Raw genomic sequence first — 17,754 nt, forward strand, 5'->3', positions numbered from 1 at the left:
GATTTTGTGATCAACACGAAAACAATGAGTTTGTCTCATGTCGGGGGTGGTGTCGACAATGGCGGCATATTTTGAATGGAGTAGTCGTCATGGCCTTGGCCCACAACTTGGGATTCCCGCGCATCGGCGCTGATCGTGAACTGAAGAAAGCCCTCGAAGCCTACTGGAAAGGCGATATTGACCAGACCACCCTGCGAGCCGTAGGACGCGACCTGCGCGCCACCCACTGGCAGCTGCAGAAAGACGCCGGTATCGACCTGCTGCCGGTAGGTGACTTCGCCTGGTACGACCAGGTACTGACCCATTCTCTGACCTTCGGCGTGATCCCCGAGCGTTTCACCCAAGTGCGCGACGAGAGAGGACTGCCAACCCTCGACACGCTGTTCGCCATGGCCCGGGGCGCCAGCAACACTTGCTGCGGCGGTAGTCAGGGCAAGGCGCAATACGCTCAGGAACTGACCAAGTGGTTCGATACCAACTACCACTATCTGGTCCCGGAATTCGCCCAGGATCAACGCTTCAAACTCAGCTGGGAACAGCTGTTCGACGAAGTTGAAGAAGCGCGCGCGCTAGGTCACAAGGTCAAGCCCGTGATCATCGGCCCACTGACCTATCTGTGGCTGGGCAAGGCCAAGGGCGAGGGTTTCGATAAACTGGAACTGCTCGATCGCCTGCTGCCGATTTACGGCGAAATCCTTGGCCGCCTGGCCGGGCAGGGTGTGGAATGGGTGCAGATCGATGAGCCGATTCTCTGCCTGGATCTGCCCCAGGAATGGAAGAGCGCCTTCGAACGGGCTTATCACAGCCTGCAGTACTCGCCGCTGAAAAAGCTCATCGCGACGTACTTTGGCGGTCTGGAAGACAACCTCGGTCTGGCGGTTTCGCTGCCTGTCGATGGCCTGCACGTCGATCTGGTGCGCGCCCCCGAACAACTGCCGGCGCTGCTTGATCGCCTGCCGACGTACAAAGTGTTATCCCTGGGTGTTATCAACGGCCGCAACGTGTGGCGCTGCGATCTTGAAGCCGCACGGGAGCAACTGATCGAGGCCCAACTGCGTTTTGCCGACAACCTGTGGATTGCCGCGTCGTGCTCGCTGCTGCATAGCCCGGTCAATCTGGAGCGGGAAGACAAGCTCGATGCCGAACTGAAAAGCTGGCTGGCCTTTGCCAAGCAGAAGTGCGCGGAAATCTCGGTTCTCAGCGCAGCGCTCAATGATCCAGCGGCACCGCGTGTACAAAACGCGCTGGCCGAAAGCCGCGCGGTCCAGCAGAGCCGCAAGCTGTCTCCACGTATCCACAAACCGGAAGTGCAGGCGCGTCTGGCGGCCATCACGGCGGCGGACAGCCAGCGTCAGTCGGCATTTGCCGAACGTATTGAAGTGCAGCGCGCGCGGTTGAATTTGCCTGCATTTCCGACCACCACGATCGGTTCATTCCCACAAACGGCGTCGATTCGTCTGGCGCGCCAGTCGTGGAAGCAGGGCAAATTGTCGGCCAACGACTACAACGATGCCATGCGCGCCGAGATTCGCCACGCGGTGGAAATTCAGGAGCGTTTGGGGCTGGACGTGCTGGTACATGGCGAGGCCGAGCGCAACGATATGGTCGAGTACTTTGCCGAGCAATTGGACGGTTATGTGTTCAGCCGTTTTGGCTGGGTGCAGAGTTACGGTTCGCGCTGCGTGAAACCGGCGGTCATCTTCGGTGACTTGAGCCGTCCGCAGGCCATGACTGTCAACTGGATCGAGTACGCCCAGAGCCTGACCGACAAGGTGATGAAGGGCATGCTGACCGGCCCTGTGACCATGCTGATGTGGTCCTTCCCGCGTGAAGACGTGTCGCGCAAGGTGCAGGCGCAGCAACTGGCGCTGGCGATTCGCGACGAAGTGGTGGACCTGGAAAGCGCGGGGATCAAGATCGTGCAGATCGACGAAGCCGCCTTCCGTGAAGGCTTGCCGCTGCGTCGCGCGCAGTGGCACGAGTATCTCGATTGGGCGGTTGAGGCCTTCCGATTGTGCGCCTCCGGCGTGCGGGACGAGACGCAGATTCACACGCACATGTGCTACAGCGAGTTCAACGATGTGATCGAGTCCATCGCCGCGATGGATGCTGACGTGATCACCATCGAAACCTCGCGCTCGGACATGGAATTGCTGCAGGCCTTCAAGGCGTTCGACTACCCGAACGACATCGGCCCCGGCGTCTACGACATCCACTCGCCGCGGGTGCCGGACAAGGCCGAGATGGTCAAGTTAATGAGCAAGGCTGTACAGCGGATTCCGGCCGATCGGCTGTGGGTCAACCCGGACTGCGGCCTGAAGACCCGCGCCTGGCCGGAAACCGAGGCCGCGTTAGTGAACATGGTGGCGGCGGCTCGGCAGTTGCGTAGCGAACTGACGTAATGCGTAACCCTGCAGGGGCGCGCTTTATACGACGCAGATCCGCAACTGCATCGAATCTGTAGCAGCACGGTTTGCCGGCGGCAGCGATCTCAAAAGCGCCACCGTCGGCAAGCCGCGCTGCCACAGCGATCTTTTTGCACCTTCGTTCGCCGAGGGTTGTGCGCCGACTTGATCAGCGTATCGTGCACTTTTCCCTCTTTTGCACGAGGCTGCCATGAGCACTGCGCTGAAAATTGATTTCATCTCCGACGTTTCCTGCCCCTGGTGCATCATCGGCTTGCGCGCGCTGGATCAGGCGCTTGAGCATCTGGGTGACGAAGTTCAGGCACAGATTCACTTTCAACCGTTCGAGCTGAATCCGAAAATGGGTCCTGAAGGTCAGGAAATCTTCGAACACATCGCTGAAAAATACGGCTCCACCCGCGAGCAATTTCAGGGAAATGCCGAAAATATCCGGCAGCGTGGCGCCGAGTTGGGTTTCGTATTCACGCCGGGCGAGCGACGGATCTACAACACCTTCGACGCCCATCGGCTGTTGCATTGGGCGGAACTGGAGGACAAGCAGCAGCCCTTGAAAGAGGCCCTGTTCACGGCGTATTTCAGCCAGCACGCCGATGTTTCCAGCCACAAAGTCCTGGCCGACGTCGCCCAGAAGGTCGGACTGGACCGCACGCGCGCAGAAGCGGTGCTGGCATCCGGGGAATACGCCGCGGAGGTGCGCGAACTGGAACAGCTGTGGGTCTCCCGCGGCGTGAGCTCGGTGCCAACCATGGTATTCAACGACCAGTACGCGGTGTCCGGCGGGCAACCGGTGGACGTGTTCGTCAGCGCCATTCGTCAGATCATCCGCGAGCAATCGAGCCTGGTTAATCCCGCCGAGTGACTGGCCTGTCTGGCACGGCATACCGCGAGCAAGCTCGGCTGCTACAGTTTCAGCGGCGTGAATCGCAGCACGAACTTGCTCGCAATGCGACGTAACACACGTAACAAATTTTCGATTGCGATTTAAAAATGACTTGCTCCCTATAACTCTTTTCGGATATCAATTTGTACATGATTAGACAGGTTCGATTTGACAAGAAAAAGCGCGTGATCGATGAACTCGCCCGGCGTATAGAAACCGGTCAAATGGGCGCGGGAGAATTGCTGCCGGGTGAAAACCTGCTGGCACAGGAATTCAACGTCAGTCGCGGCACGTTGCGCGAGGCGCTGTCCGAACTCAAGCGCCGCAACTACATTGCGACCCAGACCGGCGTCGGTTCGATCGTGACCTACGACGGCATTTCGCTGGACCAGCGCGCAGGCTGGGCGCAGGCACTGGCCGATACCGGCGCCAGGGTCAACACCGAGGTCCTGCGGCTGGTCGCGGTGCAGCGGCCCGATCTGGCCGGGCGCTTCGGCACGGCGGATTTCATTGCCCTGGATCGCCGCCGCACAGCCGCTGACGGCAACGTGGTGTCGCTGGAGCGGGTACTGATTCCGGCGGTCGATGGCCTGGAAAACCTGCCCCGCGACGGACTGATCGACGACTCGCTGACCGTGACCATGGCCGCCCACGGTTACGTTGGCGATCGCGGCGATCAATGGATCGGCGCCGAACCGCTGAACAACGATGATGCCGTGCTGATGTTGCGTGAGCCCGGCACTGTATTTCTCAAGGCGATCCGTACCACTTTCGATCGCCGCGAACGTTTCATGGAGCACGTGGAAAGCCTTCTGGACCCCGTGCATTTTCGTCTGCATCTGGCATTTGGATCGTCTACATGACTGCATTGATCGACAATCGCGACCGCGCTCTGGCCGCTTTTTATGGCCTGGCCTTGGGCGACGCATTGGGCATGCCCACGCAATCGCTCAGTCGCGAGCAGATCAAGCAACGCTTTGACCGGATCACCACGTTGACCGCAGCGGACACCGACCAGCCGATTGCGCCGAACATGCCCGCCGGGTCGATTACCGATGACACCGAGCAGGCCGTGTTGGTCGCGGAATTGCTGGTCGCCGGGGCAGGGCTCATTCAGCCTTCAGACCTGGCGCAAAGCCTTATCGACTGGGAAGCCGTAATGCAAGCCAAGGGCTCGCAGGATCTGCTTGGCCCGTCGACCAAGCGCGCTATTGAGATGATCCTGGCAGGCCATAGCCCCGAAGAGGCCGGTCGTTTTGGCACCACCAATGGTGCAGCCATGCGCATCACCCCGGTGGGTATCGCAGCAGATGTGCGTGACGAGCAGCAGTTCGTCGAATCCGTGATGCAGGCCTGCCAGGTGACACATAACACCACACTGGGGATTTCCAGCGCGGCAGCTGTCGCGGCGGTGGTTTCGGCGGGGATCAACGGCGTCAATCTCGGCGAAGCGCTGGATGTCGGCGCACGTATCGCTCTGCGCGCCGAGCGTCATGGTCACTGGATCGCCGGTGCGCGGATTTCGGCCCGGATCGTCTGGGCGAAAAGTCTCTGCGCCGGCGTCAGCAATGAGCGGTTGCCCGGCTTGATCTACGACGTGATAGGTACGTCGGTGGCATCTCAGGAGTCGGTCATCGCGGCGTTCGCCCTTGCGCATCAAGTCGCCTCAGGACAGTTGTTGCCGTTCGATGCACTGTGCATGGCGGCCAGTCTCGGCGGAGACACTGACACCATCGCCGCCATTCTCGGCGCGATGCTGGGTGCTTCCAGCGGCATGTCGGTATGGCCGGTCGAATTGATCGAACAGATCAGGATCGTGAGTGCCCTGGAGCTTTCCCCGCTGGTCGAGCATTTGCTGTCTTTGCGTACCGTCTGACCCGCGCCGGCACTGATCCTGGCATCGGGGTCTGCCGAATCGAATAAAAGAGATCCAACATTGCCCTGATTAATTGGGGATCCGGGGTTCGTTCGCTCTTGAAAGCGGTCGAGGACCCACCCGACATGGACGTCACTTGCGTTGCGTACTGCCCACAACCAGAACAAACGGCAACAGGAGCATTCCCATGACGTCATCCCCCGCCAACCAGGGCGCAGGACAACTTGAAACACGCGGCATCGAGCCGGTTCCGGAAAACGAGTGCAACGGCCATCCGCTGCAGCTGTTCTGGGTCTGGTTCGCGGCCAACATCAGCATTCTCGGCCTGCCGCTAGGCGCAACTCTGGTGGCCTTTCGCGGGTTGTCGATCGGCCAAGCCATCATCGTGGCCATTCTCGGAGCGGCGGGCTCCTTCGCCGTGGTCGGGGTGATTTCCATCGCAGGCCGTAGGGGGCGTGCGCCGAGCCTGACACTCTCTCGCGCCATTTTCGGTGTTCGCGGCAACATCGGTCCGACCATCGTGTCGCTGATGTCGCGCCTGGGTTGGGAAACGGTCAACACGACTACGGCGGCGTTCGTCCTGCTGTCGCTGTGTTCGATCCTGTTCCAAACCCCTGTCGAGGCCAAGAGCGCGCCGGGGCTGACACTGGTATTCATCGCCGTCTTCGTGTTGATGACCCTCACCGTTTCCGGCCTGGGCCATGCGACCCTGCTGGTCATCCAGAAATGGGCGACCTACATCTTCGGCGCGCTGAACATCGTGGTCGGTGGCTTCCTGATCGCGCACATCGACTGGAGTGCCGTATTCAACGCCGCGCCAGCACCGGTGAGCGCGATGATCATCGGCGTCGGCACCATGGCGGCAGGCACGGGCATCGGCTGGGCCAACGCTGGCGCCGACATGTCGCGCTACCAGCACCGCAGCGTCAAGGCCACTCGGCTGGTGGCCTCGGCGGCATTCGGTGCAGGTATCCCGTTGATACTGCTGATCACCCTTGGCGGTCTGCTGTCGGTGGGCAACGACCATCTGGCGTCGGCCACTGACCCGATCATCGCCATTCGCCAGTTGCTGCCGACCTGGATGGCCGTGCCTTATCTGATTACGGCCTTCGGCGGCCTGTTGCTGTCGAACAATCTGTCGGTGTACTCGGCAGGTCTGACCACCTTGACCCTGGGGCTGAAGATCAAACGCGTGCATGCGGTCATCGTCGATATCGTGGCGATCTTTGCTGGTTCGATCTACTTCATGCTGATTGCCGACAGTTTTTATGGCCCGTTCATCACGTTCATTTCAATGCTGGCGGTGCCGATCACCGCGTGGGTGGGGATCTTCGTCGTCGACCTGATTCATCGCCATGTCTATTCCGCCAGGGACCTGATGGACGTCTCGCCACGTAGCGCCTATTGGTACAGCGGCGGCATCGAGTGGCGTGCGCTGGGCGCCTGGGCCCTGGCGATCGTGCTCGGTTTCAGCTTTACCACGGTCGCAACCACGCCGGAAAACGTGTTGTTCAAAGGCTTTCTGTCCGACTCCTGGTTCGGTCATAACGGCCTGGGCTGGATCGTGATCTTCGTGGTCGCCGGCGGCCTGTATGCCATTCTCGGTGGTTCGCGCGACCGTCGCGTCGTTGCTGAAGAGGCTGCTCATGCCCGCTAGATTGCTATACACCGGCCAGGTCGTGGTTGATCTGGTCATGGGGCTCGATGCCTTGCCACGCTCCGGGGGCGATGTGCTCGCCAGTTCGGCAACGTTCGAGGCTGGCGGTGGCTTCAATGTGATGGCCGCTGCCTGCCGTAATGGCATGCAGACGGTCTACCTCGGTCGCCATGGCAAGGGACGCTTCGGCGATCTGGCGCGTGAGGCGATGACGGCTGAAGGGATCGAAGTCGCGACGCCGCGCTCGGATGATCAGGACACGGGCCTGTCGGTGGCGCTGATTGAAGCGTCTGCCGAGCGCTCGTTCATCTCCTACGTCGGTGCGGAGGGCAGCTTGTCCCTCCAAGACTTGCACAGCGTCACGGTGCAGCCAGAGGACTATGTGTTTGTCAGTGGCTACAGCCTGTTGCACCAGCACAAGGTGTCGACGCTGCTGGAGTGGCTGGGTGAGTTGTCCAAAAGCGCGGGCGTGGTGTTCGATCCGGGGCCGCTGATCAACTCCCCGGACGGCGCCGAGATGCGGACCGTGTTGCCACTGATCACGCTGTGGACCAGCAATTGCGAAGAGGCGCTGAGATTCACCGGCTGCGAGGCGATTGCCGATGCGCTGGATCGCTTGGCGCATTGGTTGAATGATGACGCGTTGATCGTCGTGCGTGACGGGCCGCGGGGCTGTTGGATCGGGCAGGGTGGTCAGACGCGGCAGGTGCGCGGTTTTCCGGTGACCGCGATCGACACCAATGGCGCCGGCGATGCCCATGCCGGGGTATTGCTGGCAGGCTTGGCGGCGGGGCTTTCAGCGGAACAAGCGGCATTGCGCGCCAATGCGGCCGCAGCCATTGCCGTCACCCGTTGGGGGCCAGCGACGGCGCCGCTGGCCGATGAAGTGGATGCACTGCTCAAGGCCAACACCGATTAACCTGTGGCAGCGAATTCATTCACGATAGGGCAGTTCAGTCGATACATGTTCATGGTCTGAAACACCGCGTCGCCAATGACTTCGCTGCCACAGAGGCGCGTTGATGCGTCGCGACGGTGGCGTTGAAAAAGTCGCTGACGCCAGCGTCAACCCAAGCCGTACTTCTTCACCTTGTCGAACAACGTCGTCTTGGCCATGCCCAGTTCCTGGCTGGCTTGGCTCAGGTTACCGCCACTGCGCTGCAGGGCCTCGCTGAGCAGGTTCTTCTCGAACGCTTCCACGGCCTCGGAGAAGCCCAGACTTTGGGTGCTGACCATGGCCCCGGATTTCTTGAACGCAGGCAGACCCAGCGCGTACCGCTCGGCGACGTTGCGCAGTTCGCGCACGTTGCCTGGCCAGTCATGGCTCATCAACGACGACAGAGTCTGCGCGTCCAATTGTGGCGGCTCGCGATCGAAACGCAGTGACGACAGCTGCAGAAAATGTTCGAACAGTTGCAGGATGTCCTCGCGCCGTTCGCGCAGCGGCGGCAGTTCCAAAGTCACCACGTTCAGGCGGTAATACAAGTCGCTACGGAACTGGCTGGCCTTGCTCAGCTCGTCGAGGTCAGACTTGGTAGCAGCGATCACCCGGCAATCCACCGCCACGCTCTGGTTGGAACCCAGTCGCTCCAGAGTGCGCTCCTGTAACACTCTAAGCAGTTTGATCTGCAGATTGATCGGCATGCTTTCCACTTCATCGAGGAACAGTGTGCCGTTGTGGGCGTGCTCGATCTTGCCGATGCGGCGCTTGCCCGCGCCGGTGAAGGCGTTGGCTTCGTGGCCGAAGATTTCGCTTTCGAACAGGTTTTCGGGCAACCCGCCGCAGTTCAACGCAACGAATTGATTGGAATGACGACGGCTGAAATCGTGCAGGCAGCGTGCGACCAGTTCCTTTCCGGTGCCGGTCTCGCCTTCGATCAGCACGTTGGCGGAGGTGTCGGCGACGTTGGCGATCAGTGCCCGCAGGTTCTGCATGACCGCCGAACGACCGATGATCTTGCCTTCCAGCGAATCGCGTTCGGCCAGTTGGCGACGCAGCGACCAGACCTCCCGCGCCAGCCTGCGCTGCTCCAGCGCGCGTCGGGCGACATCCACCAGACGTTCAGGAGAGAAGGGCTTCTCCATGAAGTCGTAAGCGCCGTCGCGCATCGCCCCGACCGCCATCGAAACGTCGCCGTGGCCAGTGATCAGCACCACCGGCAGCGTGCGGTCACGCTCTTTCAAGCGCTTGAGCAATTCCAGCCCGTCGATGCCCGGCAGGCGAATGTCGCTGATGACGATACCGGCGAAGTTATCGCTCACCATCGCCAACGCTTCCTCGGCACTGCCCACGCCCTGACTTTGAATGTCTTCCAGTGCCAGCGCCTGCTGGCATCCGAGCAGGACATGAGGGTCATCTTCGACGATGAGGACGGTCAGTTCAGTATTCATGAGTAAGTCCAATACGTCAGCGTTGCCTTCATCGCGAATGAACTCGCTCTCACAGACGAAATGCGTTCTTCTGTGGGAGCGAATTCATTCGCGAAAATCTTCCAGTCGACGATGATTTCCGAATGTTGATTCATACCGCTGCTCCACGGTCAACCAACGGCAAAACCAGCACAAACATGGTGCCGCCCTCGGCCGGGTCTTCCGCATTGAGGCTGCCACCGGCCGCTGCGGCCAGGCTGGCGGATAACGTCAGACCCAGCCCCAGCCCTTGCTCGCCGGGTTTGGTGGTGAAAAACGGTTCGAACAGATGCTTGCGCGCTTCGGCGTCGATGCCATGCCCGTTGTCCCGTACACGCAGGCGGTAGCGGCCTTCGAACACATCGCCTTGCAACCAGAGCACGGGTAGCGGTTGCGCCTGCATGGCGTCCAGTGCGTTGCCGATCAGGTTGACCAGGATCTGCTCCAGTCGCGTCTGATCGATCGCCAGTTCGACATCCTCGAACGCCTGATGAAGATCCAGCGCGCTGTTCTCAAGACGCCCTGCCAGCAGCTGCAAGGCCGCTTCAACCGCCTTGAGCAACGACGCCTGGCCCTTGTCCTCACCACGTCGGGCAAAGGAACGCAGGCTGGCGGTGATGCGGCCCATGCGGTCGACCAGATCGTTGATGGTTCGCAGGTTGGTGCTCGCTGTGTCCAGCGCACCCCGCTCGATGAAGCGTACGGTATTACCGGACAGCGTGCGCAATGCCGCCAGCGGCTGGTTGAGTTCATGGGCGATGCTGGTCGACATCTGCCCGATAGCTGCCAGTTTACCGGCCTGAACCAGTTCATCCTGGGCTTGGCGCAAAGTCTCTTCGGCCTGACGTCGCTCGCGAATCTGGCCCTTGAGGCGTTCATTGCTGGCGCGCAGGTCGGCGGTACGTTCGGTAATCCGACGCTCCAGTTCGTTATTGGCTTCTTCCAGCGCTTCCCGCGCCGCCAGACGTGTGGAAATGACCTTGCGCCGCTCGTTCCAGGCGATCAGCAAGAACATTGCCAGCGCGCAGGCCACCGCCACCAACATGCCTTGATTCGCCGCTTCGCGACGCAGGTCTTCCAGTGGTGTCAGCAAGGTCAGGTGCCACGGTGTGTCGGCCAGGTCGCGGGTCTGCGCTAGATAACTGACCACGGTGTGTTCATGGTCGACGCTGCTATTGGCCGGGAAGGTCAGCTTCTCGATGCCCTCGGCGATCGACTGGCGCTCCAGTGGCACCAGCTCGTTGAGTGGCCACCAGTAATATTGCAGGCTGCGGGCCAGGCGTTCCTTGGTTTGCGCGGTCAGCGGGCGAACCGATTTCAAGCGCCGCGCCGGATCGCTGGACAGAATGATGATGCCGTTTTCGTCGCTGACGAAGGCCTCCAGGCGCGCCCGTTGCCAGCGCTCTTCGAGGGCTTCCAGCCGTACCTTGATCACCGCGACGCCGATGATCTTGCCTTTCTCTTCAAGACCGTGCGCCAGGTAATAGCCCGGCTCGCCGGTGGTGCTGCCGATGCCATAGAAACGGCCGGGCAACCCGCGGATCGCATCCTGGTAGTAGGCGCGGAAGGACAGGTCTTCGCCCAGGTAACTGTCGGCATCGCGCCAGTTACTGGTGGCCAGCACGCGACCGGTGGTGTCGAGTACATAGATCGCACGACTGCGGCTGCGGCGGTTCAGGCCTTCCAGGTAGTCGTTGACCTTGCCGCGCAGTTCCGGCGACGGCTCGTTGAGCAATTCGGAAACATTGGATTCGAGTTCCAGCACGCTGGGCAGGTAGTTGTACTTGTTGATTTCGCTTTCTACGGTACGGGCGTGCAGCTCAAGCTGTCGCTCGCCGTTTTCGCCGAGAGCCTTGATGCCATTCTTTTCGCTGTACAGGTAGGTGACATAGCCCAGCGCGATCATCAGCAGGATGACCAGCGGCGGCAGGAACAGATGGCGGATCAGGCGGGGTTTCACGGCAAGTGATGGCGGCGCGCTAAGAGGTGGATCGCATTTCATCACAGTCGTCCTGGACCGACCAGCCGCTCGTGTCATGGATGTCGACATGAGCGGCCGGAGGGTTTTTTGCCCTTATGGGGCATTGAATCAATTAGTGCTGCAGGATTTTGTTCAGGAAGTGCTGAGCACGCTCGGAACGCGCGCTGACGTCGCCGAAAAACTCTTCCTTGACGCAATCTTCGATGATCTGGCCCTTGTCCATGAAGATCACCCGATCAGCCACTTTGCGGGCGAAGCCCATTTCGTGGGTCACGCACATCATGGTCATGCCTTCGTGGGCGAGCTGCACCATCACGTCAAGCACTTCGTTGACCATCTCGGGGTCCAGCGCCGAGGTGGGTTCGTCGAACAGCATCACCACCGGATCCATCGCCAGCGCACGGGCAATCGCCACGCGCTGCTGCTGGCCGCCGGACAGTTGGCCAGGGTGTTTGTGGGCGTGAGCAGACAAACCGACGCGCTCAAGCAGTTGCAGGCCTTTCTTGGTGGCTTCTTCCTTGCTGCGGCCCAGTACCTTGATCTGCGCGATGGTCAGGTTCTCGGTAATGGTCAGGTGCGGAAACAGTTCGAAATGCTGGAACACCATGCCGACGCGCGAGCGCAGTTTTGGCAGGTTGGTCTTCGGGTCGGCGATGGACGTGCCGTCGACCACGATGTCGCCTTTCTGAAACGGCTCAAGGGCGTTGACGCATTTGATCAGGGTCGATTTGCCGGAACCGGACGGCCCGCATACCACGATCACTTCGCCTTTCTTGACCTCGGTGCTGCAATCGGTCAGCACCTGGAAGTCCCCATACCACTTGTTGATATTTTTGATGGAAATCATACGGCTAACCTTTTTTGCATGAACTTGACCAGACGCGAGGCCGCGAAGCTGATCGTGAAGTACACCAGACCCGCGACGATCAGGAACTCATTGGAGCGGCCAATGATGTCGCCACTGGAGCGGGCCGAGTTGAGGAAGTCGACCAGACCGACCGTGTAGACCAGCGAGGTGTCCTGGAACAGGATGATGCTCTGCTGCAGCAGCAGCGGGGTCATCTTGCGGAACGCCTGCGGCAGGATGATCAGGCGCATCATCTGTCCGTAGGTCATACCCAGCGCCTGCGCGGCGCCCATCTGGCCGCGGGAGATCGACTGCACGCCGGCACGGACGATTTCGCAGAAGTACGCCGCCTCGAACATCATGAAGGCCACGACGCAGGAGGTGAACGCGCCGACCGGAGTGTCTTGCCCTGTGATCCAGCGCAGCACGAACGGCACCGCCAGATAGAACCAGGTGATCACCAGCAGCAGCGGGATCGAACGGAAATAGTTGACGTAGGCGCCGGCGATGCGCGACATCCATTTGCTCGACGACAGGCGCATCAGAGCCAGAAGCGTGCCGAGGATGATGCCGCCGATCACGCCCATGACCATCAATTGCAAGGTCATGAGCATGCCGTTCCACAGGCCCGGAATGGCCGGAATGACTCCAGAGAAGTCCATCATTTACCTCCCACGGAAATCAGGCCCGGCACCGCGACTTTCTTCTCGATCACACGCATGAACAGCATCAGGCTCATGTTTAGCGTGAAGTAGATCAGGGTGGCGAGGGTGAAGGCTTCGAACAGATTCGCGGAAAATTCAGCGGTCTGTTTGGTCTGTGCCAGCAGCTCCATCAAGCCGATCAACGAAGCCACCGACGAGTTCTTGAACACGTTGAGAAATTCAGAGGTGAGCGGCGGAATGATGATCCGGTAAGCCTGCGGCAGCAGGACGTTCCAGTAGATTTGCGGCAGTTTGAAACCCATGGCGCGCGCGGCCGACTCCTGGCCGACTGGCAGCGCCTGGATACCCGTGCGCACTTGTTCGCAAACCCGTGCGGCGGTGAACAGACCCAGGCATACGACAACGCTCAGGAAGGCCGAGGTGGTCGGGTTCAGGTCTTGCTTGTACCACTCTTGCAGGTTTTCAGGCAGCAGGTCCGGCACCAGGAAGTACCAGATGAACAGCTGCACCAGCAGTGGCACATTACGGAAGATTTCTACGTAGACCGTGGCGATTGTAGACACGATGCGATTGGGCACCGTACGCATTACCCCGAGCACCGAGCCCAGGATTAACGCGATGATCCAGGCGGCGATTGAGATGGCGATGGTCCAGCCCAGACCGGCAATGTACCAGTCCAGATAGGTCTCGCTGCCAACGCCAGTGGACTTGAAGAACACGCCCCAGTCCCAGTTGTAATTCATCAGGGTCTCCCCTCTGATCGATCGTTATGCACGCATTCGCTTTGCAGCGGCTCCCGGGAAAGCACGTGGCTTTCCCGGGAATCAGGCTTTTACGTTTTTATGGTTTGCGGCGAAGGACTCAGGCCTTCTTGTCTGGCGCCGGCTTGTCGGTCGGATTGGCGATCAGGGCCTTGAGCTCGTCGCTCATCGGGAACATCAGGTTCAGGCCTTTTGGAGGAATCGGCTGGGTGAACCACTTGTCGTAGATCTTGTTGATCTCGCCCGACTTGTAGAGGCCGACGATGGCGTCGTCCACTGCCTTCTTGAACGCCGGGTCATCCTTGCGAACCATGCAACCATAGATTTCGTAGGATTGCGGGGTGCCAGTCACGGTCCAGTCGGTAGGCTTCTTGGCCTTGGCCATTTCACCTGCCAGCAGCGCGTCGTCCATCATGAAAGCAACGGCACGACCCGATTCCAGCATCTGGAAGGACTCGCCGTGGTCCTTGGCGGAGATGACGTTCATGCCCATCTGCTTGTCGGCGTTCATGGACTTGATAATGCGCTCCGACGTGGTGCCCGCGGTGGTCACGACGTTCTTGCCTTTGAGGTCGTCGAAATCTTTGTACGGCGAGCCGACCTTGGTCAGCAGTTTGGTACCGATTTCGAAGATGCCGACCGAGAAGTCGACTTGCTGTGCGCGCTCGGCATTGTTGGTGGTCGAACCACATTCGATGTCGACGGTGCCGTTCTGAACCAGCGGGATACGGGTCTGCGAGGTAACCAGGTTGTATTTGACGTTAAGATCGGGCTTGTTCAGGTCTTTCTTGATCGCTTCGACGACGGCCAGCTGGATGTCGTGGGAGTAGCCAACCGGTATGCCGGAAGCGTCAGCGATGTAGGAGAACGGAATCGACGAGTCGCGGTGACCGAGGGTGATGGTGCCGGATTCGTTGATTTTCTTCAGGGTGCCCGTCAGCTCGGCGGCGGACACTGGGGTGCTGATCAAAACGGCGGCCGCAATGGCTGCGCCCAGAACGTGGGGAACGATACGCATCTTTTAATCCTCGACTTTGTTTTTTTTATGGGGCCGGTGTTGGTTCGGCCCTATCGTTTCAGAACGCTACAACGGCGGCCCAATCAGGCGGCACGCTACATCGGAGCAATCGTGATGAGTGTAGAGCATGAGTCATGCCAAGCACGTGAAAACGGATAACTCGCTGAAAATAAAGGGAATTTGGTCTTTTATTGATGCGGGGAGGGAATTCTGCCGTCCGGGATGCCGAATCGGAACGAGAGGAGCGTTCGGAAAACCGAATGAGGGCGAGGGGGCGATTTCTCCGGAAGTCACACAGACCCGTGGGAGCGAATTCATCCCCGATTGGCCAGTACATCCGATACCGATCTGTCGGATGTACAACCCCATCGCGAATGAATTCGCTCCCACAGAGGATTGCGGCGAGTCAGCGGACCCTGATCAGGCAGCTTCGATAGCGCTTTTATTACGCGCCAGCTTGTCGAGATACGCCTTTACGCTCTGCTGTTCTTCCGCCGTAGTGAACAGGCCCAGCTTGGTCCGGCGCCACAGGATGTCGTCGGCGGTGGTCGCCCATTCCTCGCTGCACAGGTAATCCACCTCACGGCTGTACAACCCGCCGCCCAGATGTTCGCCCAGATCAGCCAAGCCTTGCGCGCCCTCGACGATGCGCCAGCTGCGCGAGCCATAGGTGATCGCCCAGCGCTTGGCGACTTCCGCAGGCAGCCACGGGCAACGCTGTTGCAACTCAGCAGCCAGGGCGGCAGGCGTGGACATGTTCTCCCCACCTGGCAGGCTCGCTTTGGCGGTCCAGCTTGGGCGCATCTGCGTGAAAAACGGTGCCAGTTGCTGCATCGCCGATTCGGCAAGCTTGCGATAAGTCGTTAGCTTGCCGCCGAAAACCGAAAGAATGGGTGGCTCGCTCGCACCGCCTGACAGCGACAGGGTGTAGTCGCGGGTGATCGCCGATGGGTTATCCGATTCGTCATTGCACAGCGGACGCACACCGGAGTAAGTGCGAATGATGTCGTCATGGCTGAGCTGCTTCTTGAAGTGCTCGTTGACGATCTTCAGCAGGTAATCGGTTTCGCCTTCGGTGATCGCCACCTTCGCTGGATCGCCGGTGTATTCGCGGTCGGTGGTGCCGATGATGGTGAAGCGTTCCAGGTACGGAATGGCGAAAACGATGCGCTGATCTTCGTTCTGCAGAATGAAAGCGTTCTCGCCCTCGTACAGCTTTGGCACGATCAGATGGCTGCCTTGAATCAGGCGGATACCGTACTGGGATTCAAGCTTCAAGTCTTCGCGAATGAACTTGGCCACCCACGGTCCGGCTGCGTTCACCAGGGCCTTGGCGCGAAGGGAAAACAGGCTGCCGTCGGCCCGTTCCATATTCAGGTGCCACAACCCGCCACTGCGACGTGCGCTGATGCAGCGGGTCTGAGTGTGTATGTGCGCGCCATTTTCCCGAGCGGCCATGGCGTTCAGGACCACCAGCCGCGCGTCATCGACCCAGCAGTCGGAATATTCGAAACCGCGGGTAATGTTTGCATTCAACGGGCTGTTCGCACCGAAGCGCAGGCTTTTCGAGGCGGGCAGTTTTTCCCGTTTACCCAGATGGTCATACAAAAACAGACCGGCGCGAATCATCCACGCCGGACGCAGGTGAGGGCGATGAGGCAAAACGAAGCGCATGGGTTTGACGATGTGTGGGGCCTTTTCCAGCAGCACTTCACGTTCGGCCAACGCTTCGCGCACCAGACGGAATTCGTAATGCTCCAGATAGCGCAGGCCGCCGTGGATCAACTTGCTGCTGGCGGACGATGTATGGCTGGCCAAGTCGTCTTTTTCGCAAAGGAATACCGAGAGCCCCCGCCCCGAAGCATCCGCCGCGATCCCGACACCATTGATGCCACCGCCGATCACGGCAATGTCGTAAACCTCGGAGAGGGGTGGGGTTGGCAAGGCGGAATGGGCCATTGGGGCCTCCTGTCTGATATCTGATCTCGCCTTGACTGCTGAGAACTATGAAAGGCGAATTCGAACATTTATGTTCATTTTCGAAAATGATAACGCAATAGGGCGCACCTCACCACTCGGTATTGATTGAAAATACTGATTGGAGGGAGGGGAAAGGAACAAAAACGAACATCGGAGACGGCTTAACGAACCGTAGCTTGGCCGTAAGGGCTTTTGATTCTGGCCGGAGGCAGTAGGAGCGAGGCTTGCCCGCGATCTGCCGCGAAGCGGCAGTAAACGGGGCTAATTGGTTGTGTCAGGCAGATCGGGGCGTCAGGCTTTGCTGCCGGTTCCCGGCAGATCGCGAGCAAGCTTGCTCCTACGCCCTCCGGGCAGAATCAGGAGGGCGCGCGGTGAATCTGCTGTCCGGGATTCAAACCACTTCCAGCCGAATCTTGTTCTGCGTCAGCAATTGCGCTAGCGCAGGCACTGGGGCCTGATCGGTGACCAGGCAATCGATCAGGGTAATAGGGCCCAGGCGCACCATCGCGTTGCGACCGAACTTGCTGGAGTCGGCGGCCAGGATCACCTGGCGGGCGTTGGCGATGATCGCCTGGGAAACGCGCACTTCCTGATAATCGAAATCCAGCAGGCTGCCGTCTTCATCGATGCCGCTGATGCCCACTAGCGCGAAGTCGACCTTGAACTGGGTGATGAAATCCACGCTCGCCTGACCCACGACACCGCCGTCACGGCGCACGTTACCGCCGGCCAGCAGCACTTCGAAGTCATCCTTGCCACTGAGGATCGACGCGACATGCAGGTTGTTGGTGATGATTTTCAGATGATTGTGGTTGAGCAGTGCGCGGGCGATGGACTCAGTGGTGGTCCCGATATTGATGAACAGCGAGGCATGATCGGGAATCTGCGCGGCAATCGCCTCGGCGATTCGCTGTTTCTCATCGCGCATCTGATCGGCACGCATGGCGTACGCGGTGTTCTCGATGCTGGAATCGTACGCAGCGCCGCCGTGGTAGCGACGCAGCAGGTTCATTTCCGCCAGCTGGTTGATGTCGCGACGGATGGTTTGCGGGGTCACGACGAACGATTGGGCCATTTCCTCGATGCTGACATAGCCGCGCTCACGGACCAGCTCGAGGATCTGCTGTTGACGGGGTGGCAGATTCATTTTTCTTCCTTCGGGCAAGAGCGCCCATGATGCCGCAGGCAGCCATTACCTGTCAGCCGGAAAAAGAATCTCTGGAAGTAAGGCGATCAATACCGGTGGGAGCGAAT

General features: G+C 59.9%; 14 protein-coding genes. 6 read left to right on the top strand and 8 right to left on the bottom strand.

Translation table 11 applies throughout. The features are described 5' to 3' along the window. Positions 1-89 precede the first annotated feature (89 nt). The 6 genes from metE to ACRER8_RS15895 all read left to right on the top strand — a co-directional run bounded on the left by metE (position 90) and on the right by ACRER8_RS15895 (position 7,758). Positions 90-2,402, top strand: a complete 2,313-nt coding sequence (metE, locus tag ACRER8_RS15870) for a 5-methyltetrahydropteroyltriglutamate--homocysteine S-methyltransferase (RefSeq protein ID WP_431747186.1) — start codon at positions 90-92, stop codon at positions 2,400-2,402. 214 nt (positions 2,403-2,616) lie between these two features. Continuing rightward, positions 2,617-3,285, top strand: a complete 669-nt coding sequence (locus tag ACRER8_RS15875) for a DsbA family oxidoreductase (protein ID WP_431747187.1) — start codon at positions 2,617-2,619, stop codon at positions 3,283-3,285. Positions 3,286-3,455: 170 nt separating this feature from the next. Further along, entirely contained in the window at positions 3,456-4,169 is a 714-nt protein-coding gene (locus ACRER8_RS15880; RefSeq protein WP_431747188.1) for a GntR family transcriptional regulator, read from the top strand. Continuing rightward, complete coding sequence (locus tag ACRER8_RS15885; RefSeq protein WP_431747189.1) at positions 4,166-5,182, top strand: ADP-ribosylglycohydrolase family protein; 1,017 nt, start codon at positions 4,166-4,168, stop codon at positions 5,180-5,182. The genes ACRER8_RS15880 and ACRER8_RS15885 overlap by 4 nt, the downstream gene beginning before the upstream one ends. A 187-nt stretch (positions 5,183-5,369) precedes the next feature. After that, positions 5,370-6,839, top strand: a complete 1,470-nt coding sequence (locus tag ACRER8_RS15890) for a purine-cytosine permease family protein (RefSeq protein WP_431747190.1) — start codon at positions 5,370-5,372, stop codon at positions 6,837-6,839. Continuing rightward, positions 6,829-7,758, top strand: a complete 930-nt coding sequence (locus ACRER8_RS15895; protein WP_431747191.1) for a PfkB family carbohydrate kinase — start codon at positions 6,829-6,831, stop codon at positions 7,756-7,758. The genes ACRER8_RS15890 and ACRER8_RS15895 overlap by 11 nt, the downstream gene beginning before the upstream one ends. Before the next feature lie 146 nt (positions 7,759-7,904). On the opposite strand, the gene ACRER8_RS15900 is transcribed toward ACRER8_RS15895, so the two are convergent. The 8 genes from ACRER8_RS15900 to ACRER8_RS15935 all read right to left on the bottom strand — a co-directional run bounded on the left by ACRER8_RS15900 (position 7,905) and on the right by ACRER8_RS15935 (position 17,647). After that, positions 7,905-9,230: a sigma-54-dependent transcriptional regulator gene (locus ACRER8_RS15900; RefSeq protein WP_431747192.1), complete on the bottom strand. Its 1,326-nt coding sequence runs from the start codon at positions 9,228-9,230 to the stop codon at positions 7,905-7,907. 130 nt (positions 9,231-9,360) lie between these two features. After that, positions 9,361-11,250, bottom strand: coding sequence for a sensor histidine kinase (locus ACRER8_RS15905; protein WP_431747193.1), 1,890 nt, complete (start codon positions 11,248-11,250; stop codon positions 9,361-9,363). 91 nt (positions 11,251-11,341) lie between these two features. Further along, positions 11,342-12,076, bottom strand: a complete 735-nt coding sequence (locus tag ACRER8_RS15910; RefSeq protein WP_120127607.1) for an amino acid ABC transporter ATP-binding protein — start codon at positions 12,074-12,076, stop codon at positions 11,342-11,344. Further along, positions 12,073-12,741, bottom strand: a complete 669-nt coding sequence (locus ACRER8_RS15915) for an amino acid ABC transporter permease (protein WP_431747194.1) — start codon at positions 12,739-12,741, stop codon at positions 12,073-12,075. The genes ACRER8_RS15910 and ACRER8_RS15915 overlap by 4 nt, the downstream gene beginning before the upstream one ends. Then, positions 12,738-13,484: an amino acid ABC transporter permease gene (locus tag ACRER8_RS15920; protein ID WP_431747195.1), complete on the bottom strand. Its 747-nt coding sequence runs from the start codon at positions 13,482-13,484 to the stop codon at positions 12,738-12,740. The genes ACRER8_RS15915 and ACRER8_RS15920 overlap by 4 nt, the downstream gene beginning before the upstream one ends. A gap of 118 nt (positions 13,485-13,602) precedes the next feature. Then, positions 13,603-14,520: a glutamate/aspartate ABC transporter substrate-binding protein gene (locus ACRER8_RS15925; protein WP_431747196.1), complete on the bottom strand. Its 918-nt coding sequence runs from the start codon at positions 14,518-14,520 to the stop codon at positions 13,603-13,605. 420 nt (positions 14,521-14,940) lie between these two features. After that, positions 14,941-16,479: a glycerol-3-phosphate dehydrogenase gene (gene glpD / locus ACRER8_RS15930; RefSeq protein WP_431747197.1), complete on the bottom strand. Its 1,539-nt coding sequence runs from the start codon at positions 16,477-16,479 to the stop codon at positions 14,941-14,943. Between the two features lie 412 nt (positions 16,480-16,891). Further along, positions 16,892-17,647 carry a DeoR/GlpR family transcriptional regulator gene (locus tag ACRER8_RS15935; protein ID WP_431747198.1) on the bottom strand — a complete coding sequence of 252 codons (756 nt, stop codon included), beginning with the start codon at positions 17,645-17,647 and terminating at the stop codon, positions 16,892-16,894. Positions 17,648-17,754 lie beyond the last annotated feature (107 nt).

The sequence above is a fragment of the Pseudomonas sp. genome, assembly GCF_050739935.1.
Taxonomy (GTDB): Bacteria; Pseudomonadota; Gammaproteobacteria; order Pseudomonadales; family Pseudomonadaceae; genus Aquipseudomonas.